Below are 22,255 nucleotides of genomic sequence, written 5' to 3'. Positions count from 1 at the left end.
TTTATTCATAGGATTTGTTTTATGTTATACACATTTAAGAAAGGAAAAGGCATTTAACATGAAAACTAAGAAGTGATTAATCAATGTAAAATGCAATTAATCGTGGAATACATAAAATCAGATGTTAGTAGAAGACATTGCGAGATTTGCAGGGTTACGATTAAAAAATTACAATAATATTATTAATGAAACATTTATTGACATAGCAAAATAGCTAGTTGTTGTACAAATTCAATTAGTCCATTGAAAATGTGCATTTAACAAATGCCTTTTTAAATAATTATTCGCTGAAAATTGTGGTGTTTTTGTTGTAAATACATTAGTGCATGGAGGTGATTTTTATAAATGCTATATTGAAAATATATCAATTTATTTTTACTTTTGTAATTGTAATGTTTGGTTTTAATTCTATTACAGTAAATGCAGAAACTGCAAATTATTTATCAGATATAGATGGAAATCCTATTGAATACAATAAATCATATTATGTGGAACCTTATTTATTTAATGGGCGTGGTATTGCTTATGAACCTTGGTTAGGTGAAGATTTTGTTTTGCTTCAGCATGAAAGCAGCCCAAGTCCAAGTGGGAGATTGGACGATTATTAGGGCTGATAGTCCCCCAGTGAATGGATTAGATATGTTTGGATATAATCCTACATATCATGGTGTACAATTAGGTACGGTTGCAGGCGCGCCTAAACTACCCAAAGATACACAAGTTTGGATTCCTAATTCATATTCTGAAAATATTAATGTACCGAAAAAAAATAATTGTTTTACATTCCGAAATTTATATAACAATAAGTACCTGTCATATAAAAACACCAATTCCAAATCATGGTTGGATGCTAGAAAGGATAATATACAAGAAGAAACATTATGGCGTTTTATTGCAAAATAAATTAGTCATAATTATTGTGTGAAAAGCATACATTCTAATTTTGAAGTGAATTATAGAGGTGTTTTTGGCGAATAAAGCACAATTAATTCGAAACAATGAAGTGAAAATTATAAAGAGAGAGTCTAATATAGTTGTCAATGTTTTCTTACAATCTATTGAAAATGTGTTACTGTGATAATAATGACAAGCTATATACCGGTGATTGACATTATTATCACGGCAAGAGAAAATACCTGTATATAAAACAAGGAATATTATGGTAAAATATTAATGTAATAATTAAAACAGCAGTATGAGAGTTATTCACTCAAACTGCTGTTTTAATTTGTGTTTTTTTATTGCACTGCATTCTATAAAATACAGATGGGATATAGATGAAGAGGGATCAATTTATTAGGATTACGTTATAGATTGAACACTTTAATTATTGTAAAAATAAATGTTTAATAGAATCTATGTGAAATAAAACTACACATAAAAACAGGTGTTATTTGTCTTAATTGTAGACAAAATCATTATTGGAAAGTGTAGGGAATAGTGGAAAAATAAATTAACAGAAAAATAATAATGTTGTAATTTCTTCATCGCGCTAATAAATACACATTTATATTTTTATTGTGGAATAAGGATATAGAGATAATGAAAATCATCGGTTGGTTAAGTAAAAGTTTTAGCCAACGTAAAGGATAAATTACTAGTAATTATAGGCTAGTGAAAATAAAAGTTTATAAGGATTACAGACGTGGAATATAAACAATGGATATATCGAATTGAAATATATAGAAAATATTTAGGAGGATATTAGATGAAAGGTTTACATATATATAAAGCAAGTGGAAATACTAAATAAAATAGGACATCCCGTTCGTTTATGTATATTGCAGCAATTAATTCAACGAGGTGGCTGTAGTGTGACTGAATTACGTAATCTATTAGGAATTCCACAATCTACAAAATCTCAACATTTGGGTATTCTGAAAAGTATGGATATGAAGGTGTGATGAAAATTTATGAAATTTATAACGAAGAAGTAAAAAGGATTGTTACTATTCTAATGAAAGTATGAAATACAAACTGTAGAAGTATTTTCATGACTAGTCATAATAACTTAGGACTAATTACATACAATATATTCGTGAAAGGAAAATATATGAGACTAGTTGAGCGGAAAATAAGAATTTCAGATTTACAGAAAAAACATTGCAGAGAATGTAGTTATAGGGATAAAGAACCTCAATATTGTATTGAGGGATGCGAGATAGGGCAAGAATTAAACAAATTATATGAAATGAAATTAAATAAACGACAAAGGTTAAGGGAAACGGAAGAAGAAAAATGGGATAAAAAATGTGAATATGCAACTTGGTTATATGAAAAGGGAATAGAATACCCGGTTATCGCAAAGATAATGGGGTGTCATATAAGTAGTTTATATAGGGAGTTAAAAAAAAGAGGAAATCTAATGTATCCTAGTAATAAGAATTGAACTACTCACTACTTAACATCCTTACGGACTGTTTGAAGTGGTATTTTAGCAGGCTCTGCCCGTAGTCCCTACGGTGAAAACAAAAATATCTTGTACGTTTCCTCACCACGCTTCCTACTTTAGCTTGGTTTTCGTAACTTCGGGAAATGTGGGACGAAAGAACGTTGAAGATTTTACGGTTGCAATGCTTTTTGCAACCAACCTCATATCTTCAGTGTTCAAAGAGCAATCTGTACAAGTAAATGATAGCAAACATGTTGGCTTATGCGACCCGACATACATCTCCCGCCTAAAATTGGTATTTCACACCTTCACATTTTTGGGGAAGGAGTCTTCTGTCGGAAACAATAAAATGTAGTGGACGAACTGCCATTTATGGAATTATATTAAACGCTGTGAAACCTAATGGACAAAAGTCTTTTTTTAGAGAAAGTGATGAAAGTAACGATGAAATTTAAATTTAGACAGAATAATGGGGAATGAATCCACAATTATCACGGATTCATTCTCTTTATTCTGTCTCAGTGGGTCTTTTATTATAAAAGGTTGAATTATGAATTTCGGTTTAATTTCATGAATTACAAGAATCTTCTTATTTCTTCTAAATTACGCCTGGTAGGTATAGTAGAAATAAAGATAACCGGAATATGACTAATTTCCATAGGTATATCAGTTATAATACAAGATACATCTATGTATTCTGTATCTAACTTTATTAAATCTTCATAGTGTACATTTATAAAATTTATATTTTGTTTAAATGTTAAGTTAAAGAATTCTATTAAATATTTATACCAGTACTCTCCTTCTTTTGTATGTAGTATAATCTGAGTTTTTTTTTGCTGTAATTTCATTTTTTTCGTCGCAATATGCATAGTTAATAAAGTAACATAAAACGTTGATATATTTGGCTGAACACTAGAGTTGGTTGTCTCGTATGATTTTTCTAAAAATTTCATTTTTTTGTTTATCGCATAAAAAATAGCTGCGTGAGTTTTTTTTATATGTGAGATAGTTGAAAAATGACTCCAATAATTAGAAGGGAGAAAATGTTGTTTTTTAGGCAACAACATTTGGTTTAATATGTTTATAAATTCAATATCACATAAAAGGTCCAGTTTAAATTTTTTTTCAAGTTTTTGTATAAATGTGGTTAAAATTGGACTGGATGGTGGCTCTATGTTGCGAATAGGTTCTGGATTATTTTCTTTTTTATATGTGTACTCTGAACAATTTATTGCAATAATAAAAATAACAATATCTGTTGATGTCAATTGGATATTATGTTTTTCAAATGTGCTTTTAGTGATTTCTTTTAATTCATTATACCGACTAGATTTTTTTATTTGTTTAATCTGCCAATGCTTTAATAATATTGAATATCCATTGTGTTTCCTTTTTAAATATAAACAAATAATAAAGGATAACTTTTTAATAGAATCTTTATAGAATATAATTTTTTTTGTTTTTTCAACTTTTGTCAAATATTCTATGAGCAACTCGCGTTTAATTTCTGTAAAAGGCCAATCTTGATCGCTATATGCATTCATATATAAATCATAATACATAAGGAGAATATCTACATTGTTTCCCGAAAGTCTCAATGGGGATTTTTTCAAGATTATATTGTATTGCTTTAAGTAACATGTAACCTCGTTTAATAGATTAGGTATCTTTTTATTCTGAATATATAATTTTTCAGCTAGTATTGAATTAGATATTACATTTGTATCTAATAAAATATTTAGGGTTTTAAACAATAGAGTATGTTTCCAATATAATAGATCTATCTCATTATTAGATGCATTTAAAGGCTTATATAATTTCACGCCTTTAGTTTTGTGGAACATGATACACCAGTTACTCGGAAGTACCTTTTGAAGGTATAATAAGTCTCTATGTATTGTTTTTGTAGAACAATTAAGCTTAAAAGCTAGTTCATTCAGTGAAAACCATCTAAATTCTTGTAATAAGTGTTTTAAAATATGATATTGACGTTGAATTAGCATAATGGGCTTTAATTATTGATTTTGACTAAATGTCAAAATAATCAATAAATTAATTTCACCTCCAGATTAAGATATTTTGTTAGTAATATTATAAGTATGTTGAGTGCAAAATTATTGTAAGGTATAAAGTGCACTTTAAGGCAAGGGAGGAACTGTATCTAAGTATATTGGGTTCAAATTAGTATGGAATTTATTGTTTACACTAATTTAATTTGGAAGCTTGAGTTTAATTAAAAAGATTCAATCAAAGCAATGACGAAATTGTCTGTTTGACGGACAAAAACTGTTATAAAAATAATAAATGAGTGACCTTGCTATATTTCGCTTAAAGAATCATCTTTTTGCTATACGTTTAGCAGAGTGAGGAAATCTAATGCAAAGTAGTATATCTATTATTAAAAAATATATAATTCTCGTGTCTGAGAGAAGAGTAAAAAGGAGGAATTACAGTAATTTGTTCGAATTATAATGGAAGTGATAGAAGTTACTTAAGGGTGAAAAATGCATTAAACATGTACCTTTTTGGGTTATAAAATATTTATATAAAATTTTTAGTTAGTTCTAAGTAAGTAGAGCACAAAAATAAATGGGCTCTTACAGAAATAGAAGCAACTTGAAATGTTGCATGGAAATTTTAAAATTGTAATCAGATTTTTATGAGTGAATTTTTAACATTGTATGCCTTACTTGGATTTTGTCAATGAAGCAAATGGTCAGATGAAATTAAGAAATACTATAGCAAGAATATTTTCTTAATTATAATGTCTATATAAAAAAATCGAGGATATAATTGTTTGTTTTTTTGTTAGATATTATTAAGGAATATCTAAACGTCTATAGAGAAAAATATGTACATAATAAATCCAGGGTAAATAAACAATATAATTTAATATTATTTTTGTAAAAAAAGAGTCACTTGCAGTGACTCTTTTTTCAATATGATTATTGAGATATTCTAATGAAACTTGAAGCTGTTGCTTTTAAATTTTTCTCCATAAATGATGCTTAATGTCCCCAGTGCTTTTACTAACCTTAGTATGTTTAATTGTCCCGTCTGACATAATCTGTTTTTTAAAATATTGATCGGTGTCTTTATAGCATTCCCATTCATCTTTTTTACAAAAGAGCCTTAATTCTTTATATGTCGGCATGGATTAAGCGAATAATCTCATCTAAATTATCTAGCGATAAGGCGTTCATAATAAATAAAAGAACCCGTTTGACATAAACGGATTCTTCCCGCAAGGTTTGCAAGAAATTCAAGGTAACTGGACCAGAGCAACCTGTGGAGTTCCTTGTAATAATACTGTATGCAAAGGAATCAAATGTACAATTAAATAAAAAGAACGCTTTTTAAGGCGCTCTATGACCAAAACAGTATTGAAATAAAATGACCATGATTATTGTATGTATGTTCATAATTTATGTGCAGTTTATAAACAAAATCTTTATTTGAATTAGTGAGGTGAAGGGGATGATGAATAGTTATCTTCACTTTACTTGGTCACATTGTTTGTATAAAGCTGGATTTAAAATACTTAGAAAAACGTTTAGATAATTATAAGAAAATATGGAAGAAATTCAACAATTAGTAGATGGCGAGACTTGGTTAAGTGGTGAAGAAACTGAAAAGTACTTCAATATTGAAGTTGTGGAAGTAAAAGAAGTTGCAGCATTTATGAGTGATTACTTTGATAAATATCAAAAAACACCAAGTAAGATAGTAGTAAAAGCGCCTTCTATTCCTAAGAAAGACCTGAATGAACAATTAAAAATGCACTGGACCTGTTAGAACTATAGGTCTATTTTTTGTGCCAAAACAAGGAGGGAATACCGAATTTACCAAAAACACCATACAGAGGCGGTATAGGAGCACATGAAAGAGTACCGAACCAACGTAAGAACTTCCTTCATCATAAGTCTAAAGAGTTAGCTACTCATTTTGATGTTGTAGCTATTGAAGGTCTAAATATGAAAGGAATGTCACAAGTACTTCATTTTGGAAAAAGTGTCGCTGATAATGGTTGGGGTATGTTCACTTCTTTCTTAGCTTATAAACTAAATGAATAAGGAAAACAGCTTGTGAAAATAGACAAATGGTTTCCTTCCACAAAAGCATGTAGCAGTTGTGGGAATGTGAAAAATATGTCATTGTCTGAGCGAGTATACTCTTGTGCATGCGGTGTAAATCTCGATAGAGACTATAACCGCAGCTATCAATATCAAAAATGAAGCAATACGCCTATTAGCGTTAGCGTAGATAGCAATTAAATAACCCTTGGAACAAGGGGGTTAGCTCGGCTGTCTTAGGACGAATTCGTTAGCTATCAAAAGTAACGACTAACCGAGAAGCCTCCACTTCAAACAGTCCGTTAGGACGTTAAGTGGCGGGTAGTTCACAGTGCACAATTCGAAAGGGTGCACATATTATGTAACATCAAACGAAGCCTATGTGTATGTGAAATACAAAAAATGAAGTGACCCCTAAAAGTTAGACACGGTTATTTCATTAGGCAGCTTGATAAAAGTGAGTCCGGTATTGTACGAGGCCACTGAAAATCCTTCGGATTTTTGTAAAGCTTAAGAATGATGTAAAAAAACGAGTCTATAACTCAGAATGTGAATTATAGACTCGTTTTTTGCGTGAATTAAGGCTGTCATTTCCTTATTTTAATTCATTAATTTCAATATTCTTTTTAAATTCACTGTAAAAATAGTCAGAGCCCCTTGCAATTCCATGCCAATGAGACCCGAGGATTTCGCAACATCATACCCGTGTCTGTGTTTTAATTCGCTATTTTTAGCCTCTATTTTATAACGTTCTTTGGATTTCTCCTTAAAATAGTCGGTTTCTTGAAATTTGGCTTGTTCTGTATGTTCATTAGATTTAATAGTTACAGAATAACTCTTACTTTTAGCACCTTTTTTATAGCAACCTTCTCGGAATGGACAGTGTTTACATTTTTCTACATCAAAATAGTATGTGTCAGTTTGATTAGTGTTTACGGTTTTCTTACCTTGCCGAGCCTTTCTTATGGCCATGTGACCCGCCTTACACACATACATTCCAGCATCTTTGTTAAATTCAAATTCATCTTCTTTTTTACGAGAACCTTGTGTCACAGAAGGGTTTAATTTGGCTACTAATTTTAAACTTTTTTCATTTGCATATTCAATATTTCCTTTTCCCGAATAGGCTGCATCACCAATAACAGCCTCAACTTGAATACCTGCTTCGATACTTTTTTCAATGAGAGTGTCTAATTGCTTGCCATCATTCTTTTCACCGGAGGTGATTGTGACAGCTGTGATAATCCGTTCCTCGCTCATAGCGATATGTGTTTTGTATCCGAAGAATGAAGAATCCGTAGTTTTATGTCCAACTTTTGCATCGTGATCTTTTGATATTTGTAAATGTTCAATATCATCGGTAACTGTTTCTTTTAAAAGGTTCACACCTTCCTTTATTTTTGGATACTGAGAAAGTGTGTTTTCCTTTTCAATCACTTCAATCAGTTTTTGGCAATAGTGGATTTCATCTTCAAGGGTATCTGTTGCGTTTTTAGTCGGGAATTTATTTTTCATGTTTTCATCTATCTTATAAACCACTTTTCTCAATTTTTTAGAGCGATCCATTAGAATGTCTTTAGGTGACTTCTGATTGTACCGAGCTTTTGTATGAGTCGAATCAACAATAATAGAGTTACTTTTGATGATTTTATTCTCAATGGCAATTTCAACGGTTTTATTGATTAATATGTCCAAAAGGGTCACATCTTCCAAACGAAGTTTCCGAAATTTAGTTAAAGAGCTTGGCTCGATTACATGCTCCTCCGGAGCCATATGAAGAAAATACTTAAAAGACATATCATATTTAGAACGGTCAACGATGTCGACATCAGATAAATCATAGATAGTCTTTAACAATAAATATTTGAACATACGAATAGGGTCAATAGCATTTCGGCCATTATCATGATAATATTTATCTTTAAGTTCTTCATAAACAAAAGAAAAGTCGATTAAATCGTTAATTTTGCGTAAAAAATTATCCTTTGGAACCACTAAATCATAAATATCCATATAGGAACTGAAAACCATCGATTGTTGATTTTGTATCATTCGATTCACCCGTCTTAGATTGATACGCTAAGTATACAGCAAAAAAGGTATACGTTCCTCAGATTATGAAGAAATATACCTTTTTTACTAAACAGCCACTTTTTCAGTGGCCTCGTATTGTACCGGGCTCATTTTTAATTTTGCCTTAATCCGTTTCGTATTATAATAATCTAGAAATTTTTCTAATTCTATTTTAAAGTGCTCTACATTTTCAAATTCTTTTATGTAGAGGAACTCCGACTTCATAATCCCAAAGAAATTTTCTATTACTGCGTTGTCGTAACAGTTGCCTTTTCGAGACATACTCTGGACGATAGCTCTTGATTCAAGTGTACGGACGTACTGTCTCATTTGATAATGCCATCCTTGATCCGAATGCATCAGTAGCTGGTGGGTTTCAGGTAAACGTTCCAATGCTTTCTCTAACATGTCTGAAACAAGCGAATACGTCGGTCTAGAACCAATTGTATAGGTAATAATTTCACCATTATACAAATCTAATACAGGTGATACATACAGTTTTTCTCCAAACAATTTAAACTCTGTGATGTCTGTAACCCACTTTTGATTCGGTGCATCTGTATGAAAATTACGCTCTAAAATATTAGGTGCAATTCTACCGACTTTTCCTTTATAGGATTTATATTTCTTCATACGCACAACACACTTTACCCCAAGCTCTTTCATAATGCGCTGAACCTTCTTGTGGTTCACTTTCTGGCCACGATTCGTTAATTCATCACGAATGCGACGGTAACCATAACGACCTTCATTTTCCTCATAAATCGCTTTAATCTCCGCTTTCAAATCGGCATCTACATCTGGACGATTCATTTTCTTTACTAAATCATAATATGTGCTTCGAGGAATAGTAGCTAGCTCCACGAGTGCCTTCACCGAATATTTATGCCTTAATTCATAGACTACTTGCGCTTTGTCTTGTTTTGTGATTTTTCCTTGTTTTGAACTAAGGCATTTAACTTTTTTAAGTACTCATTTTCCATCTCAAGCTGTTTAATGCATGCTTCAAGTGCTTCGACTGACCCTTCAGCTAAAGGTTGTTTTACTTGTTTATTTGAATCTTTTTTCATGGATGGACGCCCCTTTTTCTTAGATTGAAGGGCATCAATTCCTTGTGTTTCGAGCTGTTTTTTCCAAACAGAAATCGTTGAAGGGGCAGGAATATTAAAGATAGCTGCCGTCTCAAATAAGGACATGCCGTTTTCAATCATAAAGTTTAGTACGTCTAGTTTAAATTGTTGTGTGTAATTTGTACATCGTTTTAGAAAAGCTTCCAGACCATTCTGTTTATATTGGTTTACCCAATTCAAAATGATTGTGTCACTTATACCGAGCGATCTACCCATTTCTCGATAACTTTCATTTCCGTTCAAATAACGTAGAACGATTTGTATTTTTTCATCAGCTGTAAATTTGGCCATAGAAAAACTGCACCTCCAATTGTTAGACTGTGTCTAACAATTGGAGGTGCAGTTCATTAATTCCGAAATGTCAGGTAATAGCATGACGGTTACACTAAAAATGACCCCGAAACCTAATCTCACAAAGCAAAAAAATTCGTGTGAAGAAGCCATAGTATATGAAATTGATTTCTAGTATGAGGATGTAAAAATCATATAGCAAGCTACCGCCTCCAATATGGATATTATTTTTAGTAGGGTTAAGTAATAAGGTAGTAAAATAAAAAGTTGGATAACGGGGTATGGGTATACAAATCTTTTTACAGAAAAATGCTACTACAATCATCAATTGTAGTAGCATTGAGAAAGTTTGTCGTCATTTTTCCTGCAGGAAATGTTAACAGAACCTGTAATTTCTGCTTACTTTACCCATACACCATCTTTATCGAATTTATAACCTGCCAACGGTCCAGTTTTTTCGCCCATTTTCTCTTGTTCGTGAAGAGTAAGTTTGGTGCCTTTTGCCATTGGTCCTTCGGCAAATGATTTGCTTTTAGAATTTTTAATGCCATTGTCAGGGCTTAGGTAGAACCATCTTTCTCCATCTCCCACCTACTTACTTTACGTTCCTTGAGAAAGGATTCTTCTTGGCTAAAACAAATAAATCACCAGAAAATTCATTACTCGATTTTTATATTAAGATTAAATAAAAATCAATGTTATTATTGTCTTTTTTCGAGACATTATTTTGATTTAATTATGGGTGGGAAATGAATAAAATATAAAGTAGTGCACCTTAGAATTTATTTATAAATTTAGAGGATATAGAATGCGTTAAGTGAGAAATGCTCAATAATTTTAATTGGAAAGCAGTAGTATTTCAAGTGGGTTATTGGGACTATTTTGTAACGTGAGAGTTACCCCCTAAATAAAGAACAAAAAGTCTCAACTAGGGTAATTTGTAATTTTTCTTTTCTTGTATTTTTAAAGAAGGAAAATGAAATTATTGAGTTTAATTCTTAAACCTATCGTGGTTACATTTATTAGCATGACTATTACTCTGGGTGCATTACTTTTAAGACAAACTTCGTATTTATTAAGGAGTTTGTCTTAGTATATGGATAAAAATTTATTCCTTCTAATATAAAATGTTGGGAGTTTTTGAGGAATAGTTTATTAAAAGATAGAATTTGTATTTTATAGTTTAAAAATAAATACTTTTGTGAAATAAAAAATAAATAATTCTAAGGTTACTCATAATTGATGGTTAGAAAATTAAGGATTACTAATCGGCTGTTGTTATCCAGCCAAAGTAGTGGCAGTTTGAGGAATGTATTACGATATAAATATATTCGTATTAAGAACAAGACTAAAACTGATATTTAACTAGGATCAGATGAAAATAAAAGCATACCTTATGTGTGAACAATTCAGACATTACAACAAAGCGTATTATCAAAGAAAGATAATTGCAGTTTGCATCTTAGTTATTGTATATATAAAAATACTAAATTGAAGAGAGGGAAATTTGTGGAAATCGATCATTCTTATTTACTATTCATGGAAATGAGAGAACAAGAAGAGAGAAAAGTTCAGGTATTTAATGAATGTAAATATATATTCACTAATATTATTGAAAAAAAAAGTATAATACAAAAAATTTTGGAAGACATCGATCCGTTAATAAAAGATATACTTTTTAAATTTTTGATAGGTTCTTGCTCTATTGAGGAGTATCTTACAACTTCTAAATGGGTAGATTGGGTATTAGAGTTAAATTGGAGTGTAGGGTTTTTTAATGGATATCGGCAAGGGGAATCTTTACCGCAAGTAATTAAAGATTTATCTAAGACTAGAATAGAGTTGGAATCTATAGAATTAAAGACTATTTATATAGAGAAATTGTTACTTTCAATAGTAGAAGAGATGATTCAAATTAAATTATTAGCCAAATCAAAGCACTGGACAAACGAGGAATATAGAAATGAAACAATGAAGTGTATTAAGAATATATTAGCGGTTAAGGGAAAGATAAACAAGAAGATCGCTCATTAGTTTTTTAGGATTTGTTAGGATGTATTACCTTTATTGCGAAAAGTTGATATAAACTTAATATGTTTATTAAGTTGCGAAAAAGGCTGTATTTTAGATATTGGAATACAACCTTTTTTGCATAACTTTATATACTTAGTTTACCATTTTCAATAAATCGTGTTATACATCTATAATCGCGTTTAGTAGGTAAATTGAAAATTTTAATAACAGGTATTGATTTTTGAATAGGGAGACTTGTATTCGTAACAACTAGTGCAATATGATTGTCTTCTATAAATTTATTTAAACATGATAAGGGTTGTGTAAAAATAATAATTTCAAATTGAAAAGGAAAATATTTATCCAACCATGATTTTAAGTAGAAAAGTATTCCTGAATCGGTAGAAACATATAATAATAATTTGAGAGGTTTCTGTTCTGCATATCCTCTTACGGATTCTATCAATAGACTGATTATCGCGACTTCTTCTTCAGGAATATTAAAATTATATTCATTAAACAATAATTTATATTCGTCTTTTACTTGTAAAAATGTATTAGGGAAATTATTCTTTATATAGTAAGTATTTGTTTCATATAAACTATTTTCTAAAGAGGGTGTGAACTTATTTAATGATTGTATTTTGCTTAAGTAGAATACTCTTTGTATACACTTTGTAATATGATTAATTAATTCTTCATTTTGAAGTAGGGGAATCTGTAAGGCCCCTTCTAGATTAGATAAGAAATAATTTATGCTTTTATTTAAATGAATAAATTGTTTTGATATTTGATTTAATGTAATACTTTTAGAGAGATTATGATTTTCACCCCAATATTTTGCACCTATTAAATGGATGGTAAAATATATTATTTCATCAGTAGAGAACAAAATATTTGTTTCCTTTTCAAGAGGAGATATAATTTTTTCACAAGTTGTATAGTATAATGTATCTCTTAATATACTGTAATCTCTTGAATCAATATAGATAGGATTATTGGTTTTAATTCTAGACACAGTTATCGCTAATATACAAGATAGCAAATGTTTATCATTTTGGAAAAAAGTAATATTCCATGTTTTTTCAAACAGTTCAATAAAGTAATGAATTCGATTTTTCTCATAATAACTGAAAGGCCAGTTTTGTCCATATATATTTAAATATATATCAACAGTGCATCTTCGAATTAACCATTCTTCTCCTTTAATCTGTAAGGGGCGCTTGGTTAAATATAAATTATATTGTTGTATAAATGTTTCAATTTTATTTAACGTACATTTAATAGTGTAGTAAGAAATATTAAATTCATTTGACAATGATGAAAGCGTCACATTTTTATGGTTTAATATGTAACGAAATATTTTAAAAAAACTGGATTGATTTCTAATGTTGTATATAATGTCTTCAATTGTAGAATTTGTAGGTTTTTTTAAACGGACTCCGAATCCTTTTTTCATCTGGATTTCCCAGGTGCTTGGTAGGAAATCTTGTAAAATGCTTATATCTTTTCTTAAGGTATTACTAGACCAATTTAAACTATTTTTAATTTCTAATAAATGATACCATCTATCTTCTTGAGATAAAAATTCTAATATTTCTTCTTTTCTTCTAATATGTATATCAATACATTCATTATAAATTTTTAACGGCATCATTGTCACCTCCTGGACTTTTATTTTAGTAAATTAGAAAATATAGTATTTTCTAATTTGTAGAAGTATTATATAAAACTTTTGATATAAATAAAAATCACAAAAAGTGATTGTTGCAATCACTTTTTGTGATTTTTATTTATAAGGCTTTATCACTTTAGTCAAGCAGATTTTTTCCTCAAGGAACATGCGGATGCGTGTAAGTAGGTGAGATATGAATTAACCCAGAGTGTACGTTCGTAATTTGGAAGATATATATCGAAATGGAGCACGTGCCCCTCATTTTCATCCTAATTTCCCTAATGAAATCTCGAAAATAGAAACCAAATATAACCTACAGACGGTCCCACTAGACACTTTAACGAAATCATGACATTATCATGCATCTAAGATAATTCATAAGGGAAACTACGCTGAAGCTGACATTACAGATCCGTCATTCCCTAGGTTGCCTACATATCAGAGTTTTTATGATACTGAGACTATGTAAGCTTTTGTATACTTCCAATAATTTCGCACTTCGTATATATTGCGAAGGAAAAAGAAAATCCCGGCAAATTACTATATGTATAAACGGATTATAATGTAATTGTCAAATAATCATAAATTTTTCAGGTGAATTAGAAAAATATTTTACCTGAAGTAAGAAATATAATTTTCTATTACCGTATGGAATATACTTCTTTTAGTAGCCAAAAATACAACTACTTATTTCAATTTACTTCAGAAATAAGTAGTTGTATTTGTTTAGAAATTTATTTATGTATAGAAATTATTAAAAAGTATTATTTCGTAATAAAAGATATTAGAAGAAATTTTTTATTTCTTCTAAATTACGTTGAGTGGGAACTGAAGAGATTAGGATTACAGGAATGTGTTCGCATTCAATAGATGTATCGGTTATTACGCAAGAAATTTCCGGGTATTCTATATATGCTTTAGTTAAATTTTCGAGATTTATATCTAGGAAATCAATAGTCTTTTTAAAAGTTAATGAAATGAAGGCTTGTAAATAGAGTTTCCAATACTCACCTTCTTTTGTATACAAAATTACTTGAGGATTTTTTCGTTCAAGATGCATTTTCTTTGTTGCAATATACATTGTTAATAAAATAGTAGTATGTATTGAATTATTTAAAGGCATATGAAGCTTGTCATATGTATTTTTTAAATTAGTTAATTCCTTATTTATAGTAAAAAAAACAGAGGAATGATTTTTTTTAATGTGAGTTATAAGAGCATGATGATCATTATAATCGCTAAATATCCAGTTGTTGTGTGTGTTAGAAGTAGTAATGGTATTATTTAAAATCTTTATAAACTTAGTATCGTTTAATAATTCTAGTTTGAAACTTTTTTCTAAATCCTGAATAAATTGTTTTACAAAAGGACAGGAAGGTTTTGTAACAGATTGAATAGACTTTATATAATTCTGGTTTGTATAAGCATATTTTGAACGATTAATTATCGAAATTATAATAGTAATATCTACCGTAGATAACTGAACACTATATTTTTGAAAAATCTTTTTTATCACGCCTTTCAGTTTTGTGTAATCATTTGAGTTTTCCATTTTTTTTATCTGCCAATGCTTTAATACTATTGAATACCCTCTGTATTTTCTCTTTAAGTATAAAGAAATGAAGAATGAAATTTCTTTATTTGCTTCTTTACAATAATTAGTTTGTTTAAATTTTTCTACGTCTTTTAATAATTCTATATAAAGCTCTTGATTAAATTCTTCAAAGGGCCATTCTTCATTATTATACGCATCAAGGTATAGTTTATGGTACATGAGAAGAATATTTATATTATTTCCTGATATTCTTAGAGGGCGCCTTTTTAGAGATAACTTATATTGGCTTAGATACAAATCAACTTCTTTTAAAAGTTTTTTAACCTTTTTGTTTTGAATATACAATTTTTCCGCTAGTATTGAATTAGACCCTACGTTATCATTCATTAATATGTCTAATGTTTTAAAAAGTAGAGTGTGTCGGATATATAGATAATTTATGTTTTCAATAGATGAATTAAAAGGTTTATACAATCTTACACCTGCATGTTTATTATTTTTCACCTGCCATTTATCTGGTAATTTTTTTTGTAAATATACTAAATCTCTTTGAACTGTTTTGACCGAACAGTTTAGTTTCCGGGCTAGTTCATTCAGTGAGAACCACCGATCTTCAGATACTAAATGGTTTAGAATATTGTATTGACGTTGAATTAGCATAATGGATTGTTTTTATTGGTTTTCCACTAATTTGCAAAAGCCCAATAAATTTCTTGACCTCCTGTTTAGATTGGTATAAAAAATACAAAAACATTCTAAACCTTGAAGTGTACTTTAAAGCAAGGTTTAATTGATATGGAATCTTTTAAGATTTTGTTAAGGGTAAAAATTTTTAATTATAGTGTGCAATTATTGTAATTAATTTGAGCTTCTCTCGACAATATTCAAATTGTCTGTAAAATGGACATTTTAATAGTTCTACATTAAACGGAGAGCGGATTTAATAATTATATATCATATATAATTATTAAATTTCTAATTAGAGGTATATATAAAATCATTAATTATTAAATTCTAATATTCGGTTTTTCGTAATAAGTTATATGTAACATTAAATTTATTTAATTTAATGACAAGTTTTGTTTTTATATGAGGAAGAAAAGCTGAAAAGATTAATTTCTAATTATTTTATTGTTAATGAATGGAGTGTATTATCGTAGGGATTTGATGTTGGAATAAGCAAATGCGATATTGTGCTTATTCATTTCAATTAAATATGTATTCTCCTTGAAGGTACTAATCTTAAGGGGGGTTTATGGTGAAATGTATGTTGACAACCCAAAAAAATTGTTTATATTCGGGTGTTTTTAGAACATCTATTATACATAACTTTTAATTTATAAAAAGTGTGTATAAAATTCATCATAAAAAATGATGGGTGAAATCAATTGCACTCATTTTACAGTTTGTTTCCAGAAATATATACTTTTCTCGTAACCAACTTAATAGGCAGGGAAGTGAGAGCGGTTGTTGGAATCAAAGTTTATAAAAGACGTATTTTTAATTGAAAACAGTAATGATTACGATTTTCTTGAAAAATAGGGAATTATTAATCATTGTATAGAATTAAAGGAGGTATTTGGAATGATAAGAAAAAGCGTAATGGTTTTAATTTTATTTTTTATCGGGGTATTTGTATTTTCTTATTTTTCTAATTCTGGAGCAAGAGCAAAAAATGAGTCTAGTACTAAATCTAATGTAGCGCAATTAAAAAAAGAAAAAGAATCTCAGATAGAAACTAAACAAGATAAAGGGGAAGTTAAGAAGGAGACGCAAAATAAAAAAGTTATATATTTAACTTTTGATGATGGACCAGGAAAATATACACAAGAAGTCTTAAATATTTTAAAACAAGAGAATGTAAAAGCGACATTTTTTGTAATTGGTTCACATGCGGAACAATTTCCAGATTTAATAAAAAGTGAAAAACAAAATGGCCACTACGTAGGTCTGCATAGTATGACACATGATTACAAAAAATTATACACGCAAGGAAGTTTTTTGTCTGAAATGAAACAAGTTCAACATATCCTTCAACGTATTATAGATAAGAATCCGATACTTTGTAGACCACCGTATGGATCTAAGCCTGGATTAACTCAAGACTTGCGCGATAAAGTAGCTGAATCTGGATTTAAAATTTGGGATTGGACAATTGATTCTTTAGACTGGAAGTATAACAAAATTCCATTAGAACAATCTGTTCCTAAGATAGTTGAAAATGTTGTATCACAAGCAAATAAAGACCAAGAAATTGTATTAATGCATGACATACATCCCCAATCAGTTAAAGCCTTACAGGAAATTATTAAGCAGCTAAAGAGTAAGGGATATATATTCAAAGCGTATAGTGAAAAAGAACATCTGATATTAAATTTTTGGCATGACAATCGATTGTAAAGATATGAACTCATTTATGTGATGATTCGGTATAAATTAACAATCTATTTTCCGTCTAGAAGTAAAATTATAAAAATTCCAAAAGAAATATGGTATCGTTCTTTTGTGTAAGGAATCATACAACCAATCTATTACCGTACAGTTTTACTTGTATTAATTTGGTTGTATGATTTTCATGAGACAAATCCAAGCCTATTTATTTACAATGAATTCTATGGTCAGAACGTTATGAAGTTATTAGAACAAATTGAAAAGTGGGCTGCAGAAACGCCTTATTAAACGGCTTTTCTTTGGCGAGATGCCAAAATTACGTACAAACAATTAAAAGAAGATTCTGATGTGTTAGTACATTGGATTTCTTCTTAGTATCTAGGTGATTGTTCGCCAATTATGGTGTATAGTCTTATGCAACTTGAAATAATTATTAACTTTTTAGGTTGAGTAAAAGCTGGGCATGCTTACATTCCTGTAGATTTATCTATACCAGCTGATTGTGTATAAATTTATCATTTTAGCCAAGAAGACTCTTTCCTCAAGGAACGCGAAGTGAGTAGGTGCGAGTCTTCTTGGCTTCGGACAAGAGATGGCAGGAAGCCATCTTAATTGTTCGATATACATAAAGTGTTACTTCACTATCTATCGAATGTATGTTCGTTGTATAATAGACATATGCCGAAATGGAGGTGAAAGGAATGATGATTCATAAAGCATATAAATTTCGTATCTATCCAAATAAAGCACAAGAAACCCTAATTAATAAAACAATGGGCTGTTCTCGTTTTGTATTCAATCATTTCCTATCTCTATGGGATAACGCATACAAAGAGACGGGGAAAGGTTTGACATATGGTACATGCTCTACCAAACTTCCTGCCTTGAAGAAAGAGTTTGTTTGGTTCAAAGAAGTGGATAGTATTGCGATTCAGTCTTCTGTTCGCAACCTTGCGGATGCTTATACACGCTTTTTCAAAAAACAAACGAGTGCCCCGCGTTTCAGATCTAAGAAAAACAACGCACAATCTTACACCACAAAACAAACAAATGAAAACATTGCTGTTGTAGGAAACAAAATGAAATTGCCGAAACTAGGTCTTGTTCGATTTGCCAAGAGTCGGGAAGTAAAGGGATGTATTGTAAATGCTACGGTTAGAAGGAACTCTTCTGGTAGGTACTTTGTATCGTTTAGTTGAAACAGAAGTGCAAGAACTTCCAAAAACACAATCTTCCATTGGAATGGATGTGGGACTAAAAGATTTCGCCATTTTGTCAAATGGAACAATCTATAAAAATTCGAAGTTTTTTCGGTCATTAGAAGAGAAATTGGCAAAAGCACAGCGTGTTCTTTCTAGAAGAACAAAAGGATCTTCTCGCTGGAATAAACAGCGAGTAAAAGTAGCTAGAATTCATGAATATATGAAGAATGCTAGAAAAGATGACTTGGACAAAGTCTCAACTGAAATCATCAAAACTCACGATGTTATCGGTATAGAGGATTTGCAAGTATCGAATATGTTAAAGAATCATAAGTTAGCAAAAGCAATTAGTGAGGTATCATGGTCTCAGTTTCGAACTATGTTGGAATATAAGGCAAAATGGTACGGCAAACAAATCATTGTTGTGTCGAAAACATTTGCTTCCAGCCAATTATGTTCTTGTTGTGGATATCAAAACAAAGACGTTAAAAATCTAAACCTACGTAAATGGAACTGCCCTTCTTGTCGTACACACCATGATAGGGATAGTAACGTAAGTATTAATCTAAAGAATGAAGCGATAAGGCTTCTAACCGCAAGGACTGCGGGGGTTAGCCTAATCAATTAGAGTTCGATAGGACTCTTTACTTAGGAATTCTCCACTTCTAAATGAATTGAAAGTGGGGGTAGTTCAAAAAACTCATAATTGTAATTATAGGTATAGAATGTTTCAGTTGTTTTTAAAAAGTACATTTATCAAGAGTATTTTTATAAAAACTATGAATCTTATCACCATAATAGATGGATGTTATGAGTGTGAATAGAGAAAATAGGGGATTTCCAAGCAAAGAGAACAGCCTGTATGTAACGGTGCAGGTTCATCCACACAACCATCTAACCATGGTGTAGGTGAGATTTGAAGGGTAGTTATATACTTGTGTAACATGTATACGAAGACGTGGGAAGCTTAACTAAGCTTGGCGAGGAAATGATTCATGTCAATTATTTAATTCCCGAATAGTAGCGAGGCGTAGGGCACTTTGTAATAAAGAGTACTTCCGGAATGAAGAAAATAGGGAGTGTGTTCTCTGGCAGTAGTATGATTTGCAAGGTAAAGTATATAGCCCTTTTTAAAAGAAGTCTAAGCCAAAGTGAATGCTTTAACATTTATTAATAGTGGTCGTGACAAACCAAACTTCTTTTATTCAAAAGGTCCCTTTTTTATATTAAAAAGGGGCTTTTTTTGCTCGTTAATATAAAAATATGTTGAGTGATTATAGGATTACAAGGAAGTAAGAATTTTTTAATAGGCTAGTTAATATAACAGTAGTTTTGTTAATGCAGTTAATAATAAGAACAGTAGGTGATTCTAAGAAATACTTTACAATCGGTTTTAATTATATTTAAAAAGATAAGGAAAATGAACGAACATCATCTTGTTCCTCATCATACTCTGGTAGTGAGATTTATGATATTTAGTGTGAGGTAAGAAAATACGGTTCAGATTTCAAAGAATCGGAGGTTCTTCTGGCTAAGTATTATAAGGTATCTAATAAATCTAAAGGAGAGGTGAGATAGTGTCACAGCCGAATTTACCAAATATAACCCCGAATATTACATTAACGCGGGATGATGCATTAAATTTATTGTTATCTTCCATCGCATTTGAAGAGCTAGGGTTAGCACATATTATAAACGCAGAAGGGGAAAAAATACAATTTGCATTGGGGACTTTACCGGGCATTACAGGACCAGGAGCTTCGTTGCAGGATATTCTGAATATTAATAATAGTGTTCGAGATACACTTGATATGGCAATGAAAAAAGAATTACTTTTGGATTCAAAATTAAATACCGTCAGTGGGTTGATTAACGTATCAGGAGGAACTGGAACGGGAGCAACAGGCCCGACAGGAGCAACGGGTCCTCAGGGGCCTCCAGGAACTGGGGGAACAGGCAGTGGAGCAACAGGGCCAACGGGTCCAACAGGCCCGGCAGGGGCTACGGGGGCGGTAGGTATTCAAGGCCCGGCAGGTCCGCAAGGTAATGATGGACCGGTTGGCTCTCAAGGAGTGCAAGGTGTCCAAGGGCCTCAAGGCGCACAAGGAATTCAAGGGATTCCTGGTCCAACAGGTCCTGCAGGAACCGGAGCAGGAGCAACAGGAGCAACAGGAGCAACAGGAGCAACAGGAGCAACAGGAGCAACAGGAGCAACAGGAGCAACAGGAGCAACAGGAGCAACAGGAGCAACAGGAGCAACAGGAGCAACAGGAGCAACAGGAGCAACAGGAGCAACAGGATTAGCTGCGCTTGCATATGGATACATCTACCATGTGGTGCCGGCGGCTAATAACTATCTTCAACAGTTTAGTACAGGAGCTCCTATACCTTGGAGTAATAATGCTGTATTAGCTGGGGGTATTACTCATACGGCAGGAACTCCGACTATAACCGTACCAAATACGGGAATTTATCGGGTTAATTTTACAGTTCAATCAGGGAACACAACACAACTTGGAGTTAGTTGGGGGATATCAATAAATGGAGCTGCTCCAACTCCGCCGAATACTGTATATAGTATTCGGGATACAAAGCCGAGTGGGGATCTTATTATTCCATTGAGTGCGGGCGATGCTCTTGAGGTAGTTAATACTAATACTGCATTAAATGATCCGAATTTTTATATAGAAGGTCCAGGGTATAGTCTTCTCAGTAACCCTGGGTGGATGCCATTTAATATTCCAGCGGCAACCATCACCATAATCCAAATAGCTTAAAGAAATAATGGAAATATGTAATTATATTGGTGTTTATTGGACGATTAAGCTGAAAAACATTATAAATATATCTTTTAGAACGTAATCAGAATAAGATAATCAAAAATAAAAAGTTCCCTATAGAATAAAATAAATAATCTATTCTATAGGGGGCTTTCTTGTATAATAAGAAAAATAGCTGATTTTATAAATTATGATTTAGAAATATTTTTAAAGAATGCGACTTTAATTTAGATATGATTAGAGTGAAAATTGATATAGTATTATATATATATTGCGCTGCAAAAAACGAAACAGAGATAAATTGATTATAATCAATTTATTTTTTTATTTCCCAGAACTAAACTGTATCATTCAACCTATACGTATTAACAGGGGAGTTACTGTTGTTGTTATGATTACAGCAGATGTATTACGTGATCGTATGGGATCAGGAACAAATTATGAGATTGTGAAAAAAGTGCAATGCGGGGAACGATATCAATCTTGAGGCATTCAAAATGGCTGGTACAATGTTGTCGGGGATCAATGGGTGTCTGGTGAGTATGTGAGATTTGAAGGGTAAAGATAATATGTAATGTAAGGGTGAAATTCGCACAGTATGCAGGCTAAACTTAGATGTGAATAAAAAAAACGAATGCGAAAGTATTTTTTAATATAGTTTTTTTGAAGTAACAAGA

Annotated in this window: 13 protein-coding genes and 7 pseudogenes; 14 read left to right on the top strand and 6 right to left on the bottom strand. The window is 31.2% G+C overall.

The features are described 5' to 3' along the window. The first annotated feature begins 332 nt into the window (after nt 1-332). The 4 genes from I6L50_RS33990 to I6L50_RS33975 all read left to right on the top strand — a co-directional run bounded on the left by I6L50_RS33990 (nt 333) and on the right by I6L50_RS33975 (nt 2,389). The gene (locus tag I6L50_RS33990) at nt 333-608 is read left to right on the top strand and encodes a hypothetical protein (RefSeq protein ID WP_219304404.1); all 276 of its coding nucleotides are present in this window, start codon (nt 333-335) and stop codon (nt 606-608) included. A gap of 16 nt (nt 609-624) precedes the next feature. Then, nucleotides 625-903 carry a hypothetical protein gene (locus I6L50_RS33985; protein WP_219304402.1) on the top strand — a complete coding sequence of 93 codons (279 nt, stop codon included), beginning with the start codon at nt 625-627 and terminating at the stop codon, nt 901-903. An 833-nt stretch (nt 904-1,736) separates the two neighbouring features. Continuing rightward, nucleotides 1,737-1,904 carry a helix-turn-helix domain-containing protein gene (locus I6L50_RS35765; RefSeq protein WP_307897095.1) on the top strand — a complete coding sequence of 56 codons (168 nt, stop codon included), beginning with the start codon at nt 1,737-1,739 and terminating at the stop codon, nt 1,902-1,904. Between the two features lie 89 nt (nt 1,905-1,993). Beyond that, entirely contained in the window at nt 1,994-2,389 is a 396-nt protein-coding gene (locus tag I6L50_RS33975; protein WP_257475500.1) for a hypothetical protein, read from the top strand. A gap of 578 nt (nt 2,390-2,967) precedes the next feature. Here the strand turns inward: I6L50_RS33975 and I6L50_RS33970 are convergent. Next, the gene (locus I6L50_RS33970; protein ID WP_219304400.1) at nt 2,968-4,398 is read right to left on the bottom strand and encodes an AcpB/EbpR/MafR family transcriptional regulator; all 1,431 of its coding nucleotides are present in this window, start codon (nt 4,396-4,398) and stop codon (nt 2,968-2,970) included. Between the two features lie 1,570 nt (nt 4,399-5,968). Here I6L50_RS33970 and I6L50_RS33965 point away from each other — a divergent pair. After that, nucleotides 5,969-6,198, top strand: a pseudogene (locus I6L50_RS33965) (head maturation protease, ClpP-related); the annotation flags it as partial. 75 nt (nt 6,199-6,273) lie between these two features. Then, nucleotides 6,274-6,658 (top strand): annotated as a pseudogene (locus I6L50_RS33960) (RNA-guided endonuclease InsQ/TnpB family protein); the annotation flags it as partial. Nucleotides 6,659-7,068: 410 nt separating this feature from the next. Here I6L50_RS33960 and I6L50_RS33955 read toward each other — a convergent pair. From I6L50_RS33955 to I6L50_RS33945, 3 genes are all read right to left on the bottom strand, one after another. Further along, nucleotides 7,069-8,520 carry an IS1182 family transposase gene (locus tag I6L50_RS33955; protein WP_219304398.1) on the bottom strand — a complete coding sequence of 484 codons (1,452 nt, stop codon included), beginning with the start codon at nt 8,518-8,520 and terminating at the stop codon, nt 7,069-7,071. Nucleotides 8,521-8,607: 87 nt separating this feature from the next. Then, nucleotides 8,608-9,962, bottom strand: a protein-coding gene (locus tag I6L50_RS33950) for an IS3 family transposase (RefSeq protein WP_374108454.1) whose coding sequence is annotated in 2 segments (ribosomal slippage) — nt 8,608-9,509 and nt 9,509-9,962 — 1,356 coding nt in all. Because the reading frame shifts where the segments join, the coding sequence is not laid out codon by codon here. Nucleotides 9,963-10,361: 399 nt separating this feature from the next. Beyond that, nucleotides 10,362-10,553 (bottom strand): hypothetical protein, encoded by a 192-nt coding sequence (locus I6L50_RS33945; protein ID WP_219304394.1) that lies wholly within the window; start codon nt 10,551-10,553, stop codon nt 10,362-10,364. Nucleotides 10,554-11,471: 918 nt separating this feature from the next. On the opposite strand from I6L50_RS33945, the gene I6L50_RS33940 reads away from it, so the two are divergent. After that, entirely contained in the window at nt 11,472-11,996 is a 525-nt protein-coding gene (locus I6L50_RS33940) for a hypothetical protein (RefSeq protein ID WP_219304392.1), read from the top strand. 124 nt (nt 11,997-12,120) lie between these two features. Here the strand turns inward: I6L50_RS33940 and I6L50_RS33935 are convergent, their stop codons facing one another. After that, on the bottom strand, nt 12,121-13,629 hold the full coding sequence (locus tag I6L50_RS33935; RefSeq protein ID WP_219304388.1) for a BglG family transcription antiterminator: 1,509 nt from the start codon (nt 13,627-13,629) through the stop codon (nt 12,121-12,123). Between the two features lie 292 nt (nt 13,630-13,921). Between I6L50_RS33935 and I6L50_RS35530 the strand changes: the two are divergent. After that, a pseudogene (locus tag I6L50_RS35530) lies at nt 13,922-14,116 on the top strand (sulfotransferase family 2 domain-containing protein); the annotation flags it as partial. Nucleotides 14,117-14,434: 318 nt separating this feature from the next. Here the strand turns inward: I6L50_RS35530 and I6L50_RS33930 are convergent. Then, on the bottom strand, nt 14,435-15,865 hold the full coding sequence (locus I6L50_RS33930; RefSeq protein ID WP_219304386.1) for an AcpB/EbpR/MafR family transcriptional regulator: 1,431 nt from the start codon (nt 15,863-15,865) through the stop codon (nt 14,435-14,437). A 924-nt stretch (nt 15,866-16,789) separates the two neighbouring features. Between I6L50_RS33930 and I6L50_RS33925 the strand changes: the two genes are divergently transcribed. The 6 genes and pseudogenes from I6L50_RS33925 to I6L50_RS33900 all read left to right on the top strand — a co-directional run. After that, nucleotides 16,790-17,605, top strand: a complete 816-nt coding sequence (locus I6L50_RS33925) for a polysaccharide deacetylase family protein (protein ID WP_219304385.1) — start codon at nt 16,790-16,792, stop codon at nt 17,603-17,605. Nucleotides 17,606-17,719: 114 nt separating this feature from the next. Next, nucleotides 17,720-17,806, top strand: a pseudogene (dltX, locus tag I6L50_RS33920) (teichoic acid D-Ala incorporation-associated protein DltX); the annotation flags it as partial. 27 nt (nt 17,807-17,833) lie between these two features. Further along, nucleotides 17,834-18,043: pseudogene (locus tag I6L50_RS33915) on the top strand (D-alanine--poly(phosphoribitol) ligase subunit DltA); the annotation flags it as partial. A 254-nt stretch (nt 18,044-18,297) separates the two neighbouring features. Continuing rightward, nucleotides 18,298-19,426 (top strand): annotated as a pseudogene (gene tnpB, locus I6L50_RS33910) (IS200/IS605 family element RNA-guided endonuclease TnpB). A 949-nt stretch (nt 19,427-20,375) separates the two neighbouring features. Continuing rightward, the gene (locus I6L50_RS35760) at nt 20,376-21,575 is read left to right on the top strand and encodes a collagen-like protein (protein WP_219304383.1); all 1,200 of its coding nucleotides are present in this window, start codon (nt 20,376-20,378) and stop codon (nt 21,573-21,575) included. 388 nt (nt 21,576-21,963) lie between these two features. Then, a pseudogene (locus I6L50_RS33900) lies at nt 21,964-22,140 on the top strand (SH3 domain-containing protein); the annotation flags it as partial. Nucleotides 22,141-22,255 lie beyond the last annotated feature (115 nt).

Source organism: Bacillus sp. FDAARGOS_1420, assembly GCF_019344915.1.
GTDB lineage: Bacteria > Bacillota > Bacilli > Bacillales > Bacillaceae_G > Bacillus_A > Bacillus_A mycoides.
Note: the sequence above shows the minus strand (reverse complement) of the source record. Positions and strands in the feature narration are given on the sequence as shown.

Bases quoted from the DNA above. Each gene is read 5' to 3' on its own strand.
- I6L50_RS33930 (WP_219304386.1), bottom strand. From the start codon at position 15,865: ATGCTAATTCAACGTCAATACAATATTCTAAACCATTTAGTATCTGAA.
- I6L50_RS33935 (WP_219304388.1), bottom strand. From the start codon at position 13,629: ATGCCGTTAAAAATTTATAATGAATGTATTGATATACATATTAGAAGA.
- I6L50_RS33970 (WP_219304400.1), bottom strand. From the start codon at position 4,398: ATGCTAATTCAACGTCAATATCATATTTTAAAACACTTATTACAAGAA.
- I6L50_RS33975 (WP_257475500.1), top strand. From the start codon at position 1,994: ATGACTAGTCATAATAACTTAGGACTAATTACATACAATATATTCGTG.
- I6L50_RS33955 (WP_219304398.1), bottom strand. From the start codon at position 8,520: ATGATACAAAATCAACAATCGATGGTTTTCAGTTCCTATATGGATATT.
- I6L50_RS33925 (WP_219304385.1), top strand. From the start codon at position 16,790: ATGATAAGAAAAAGCGTAATGGTTTTAATTTTATTTTTTATCGGGGTA.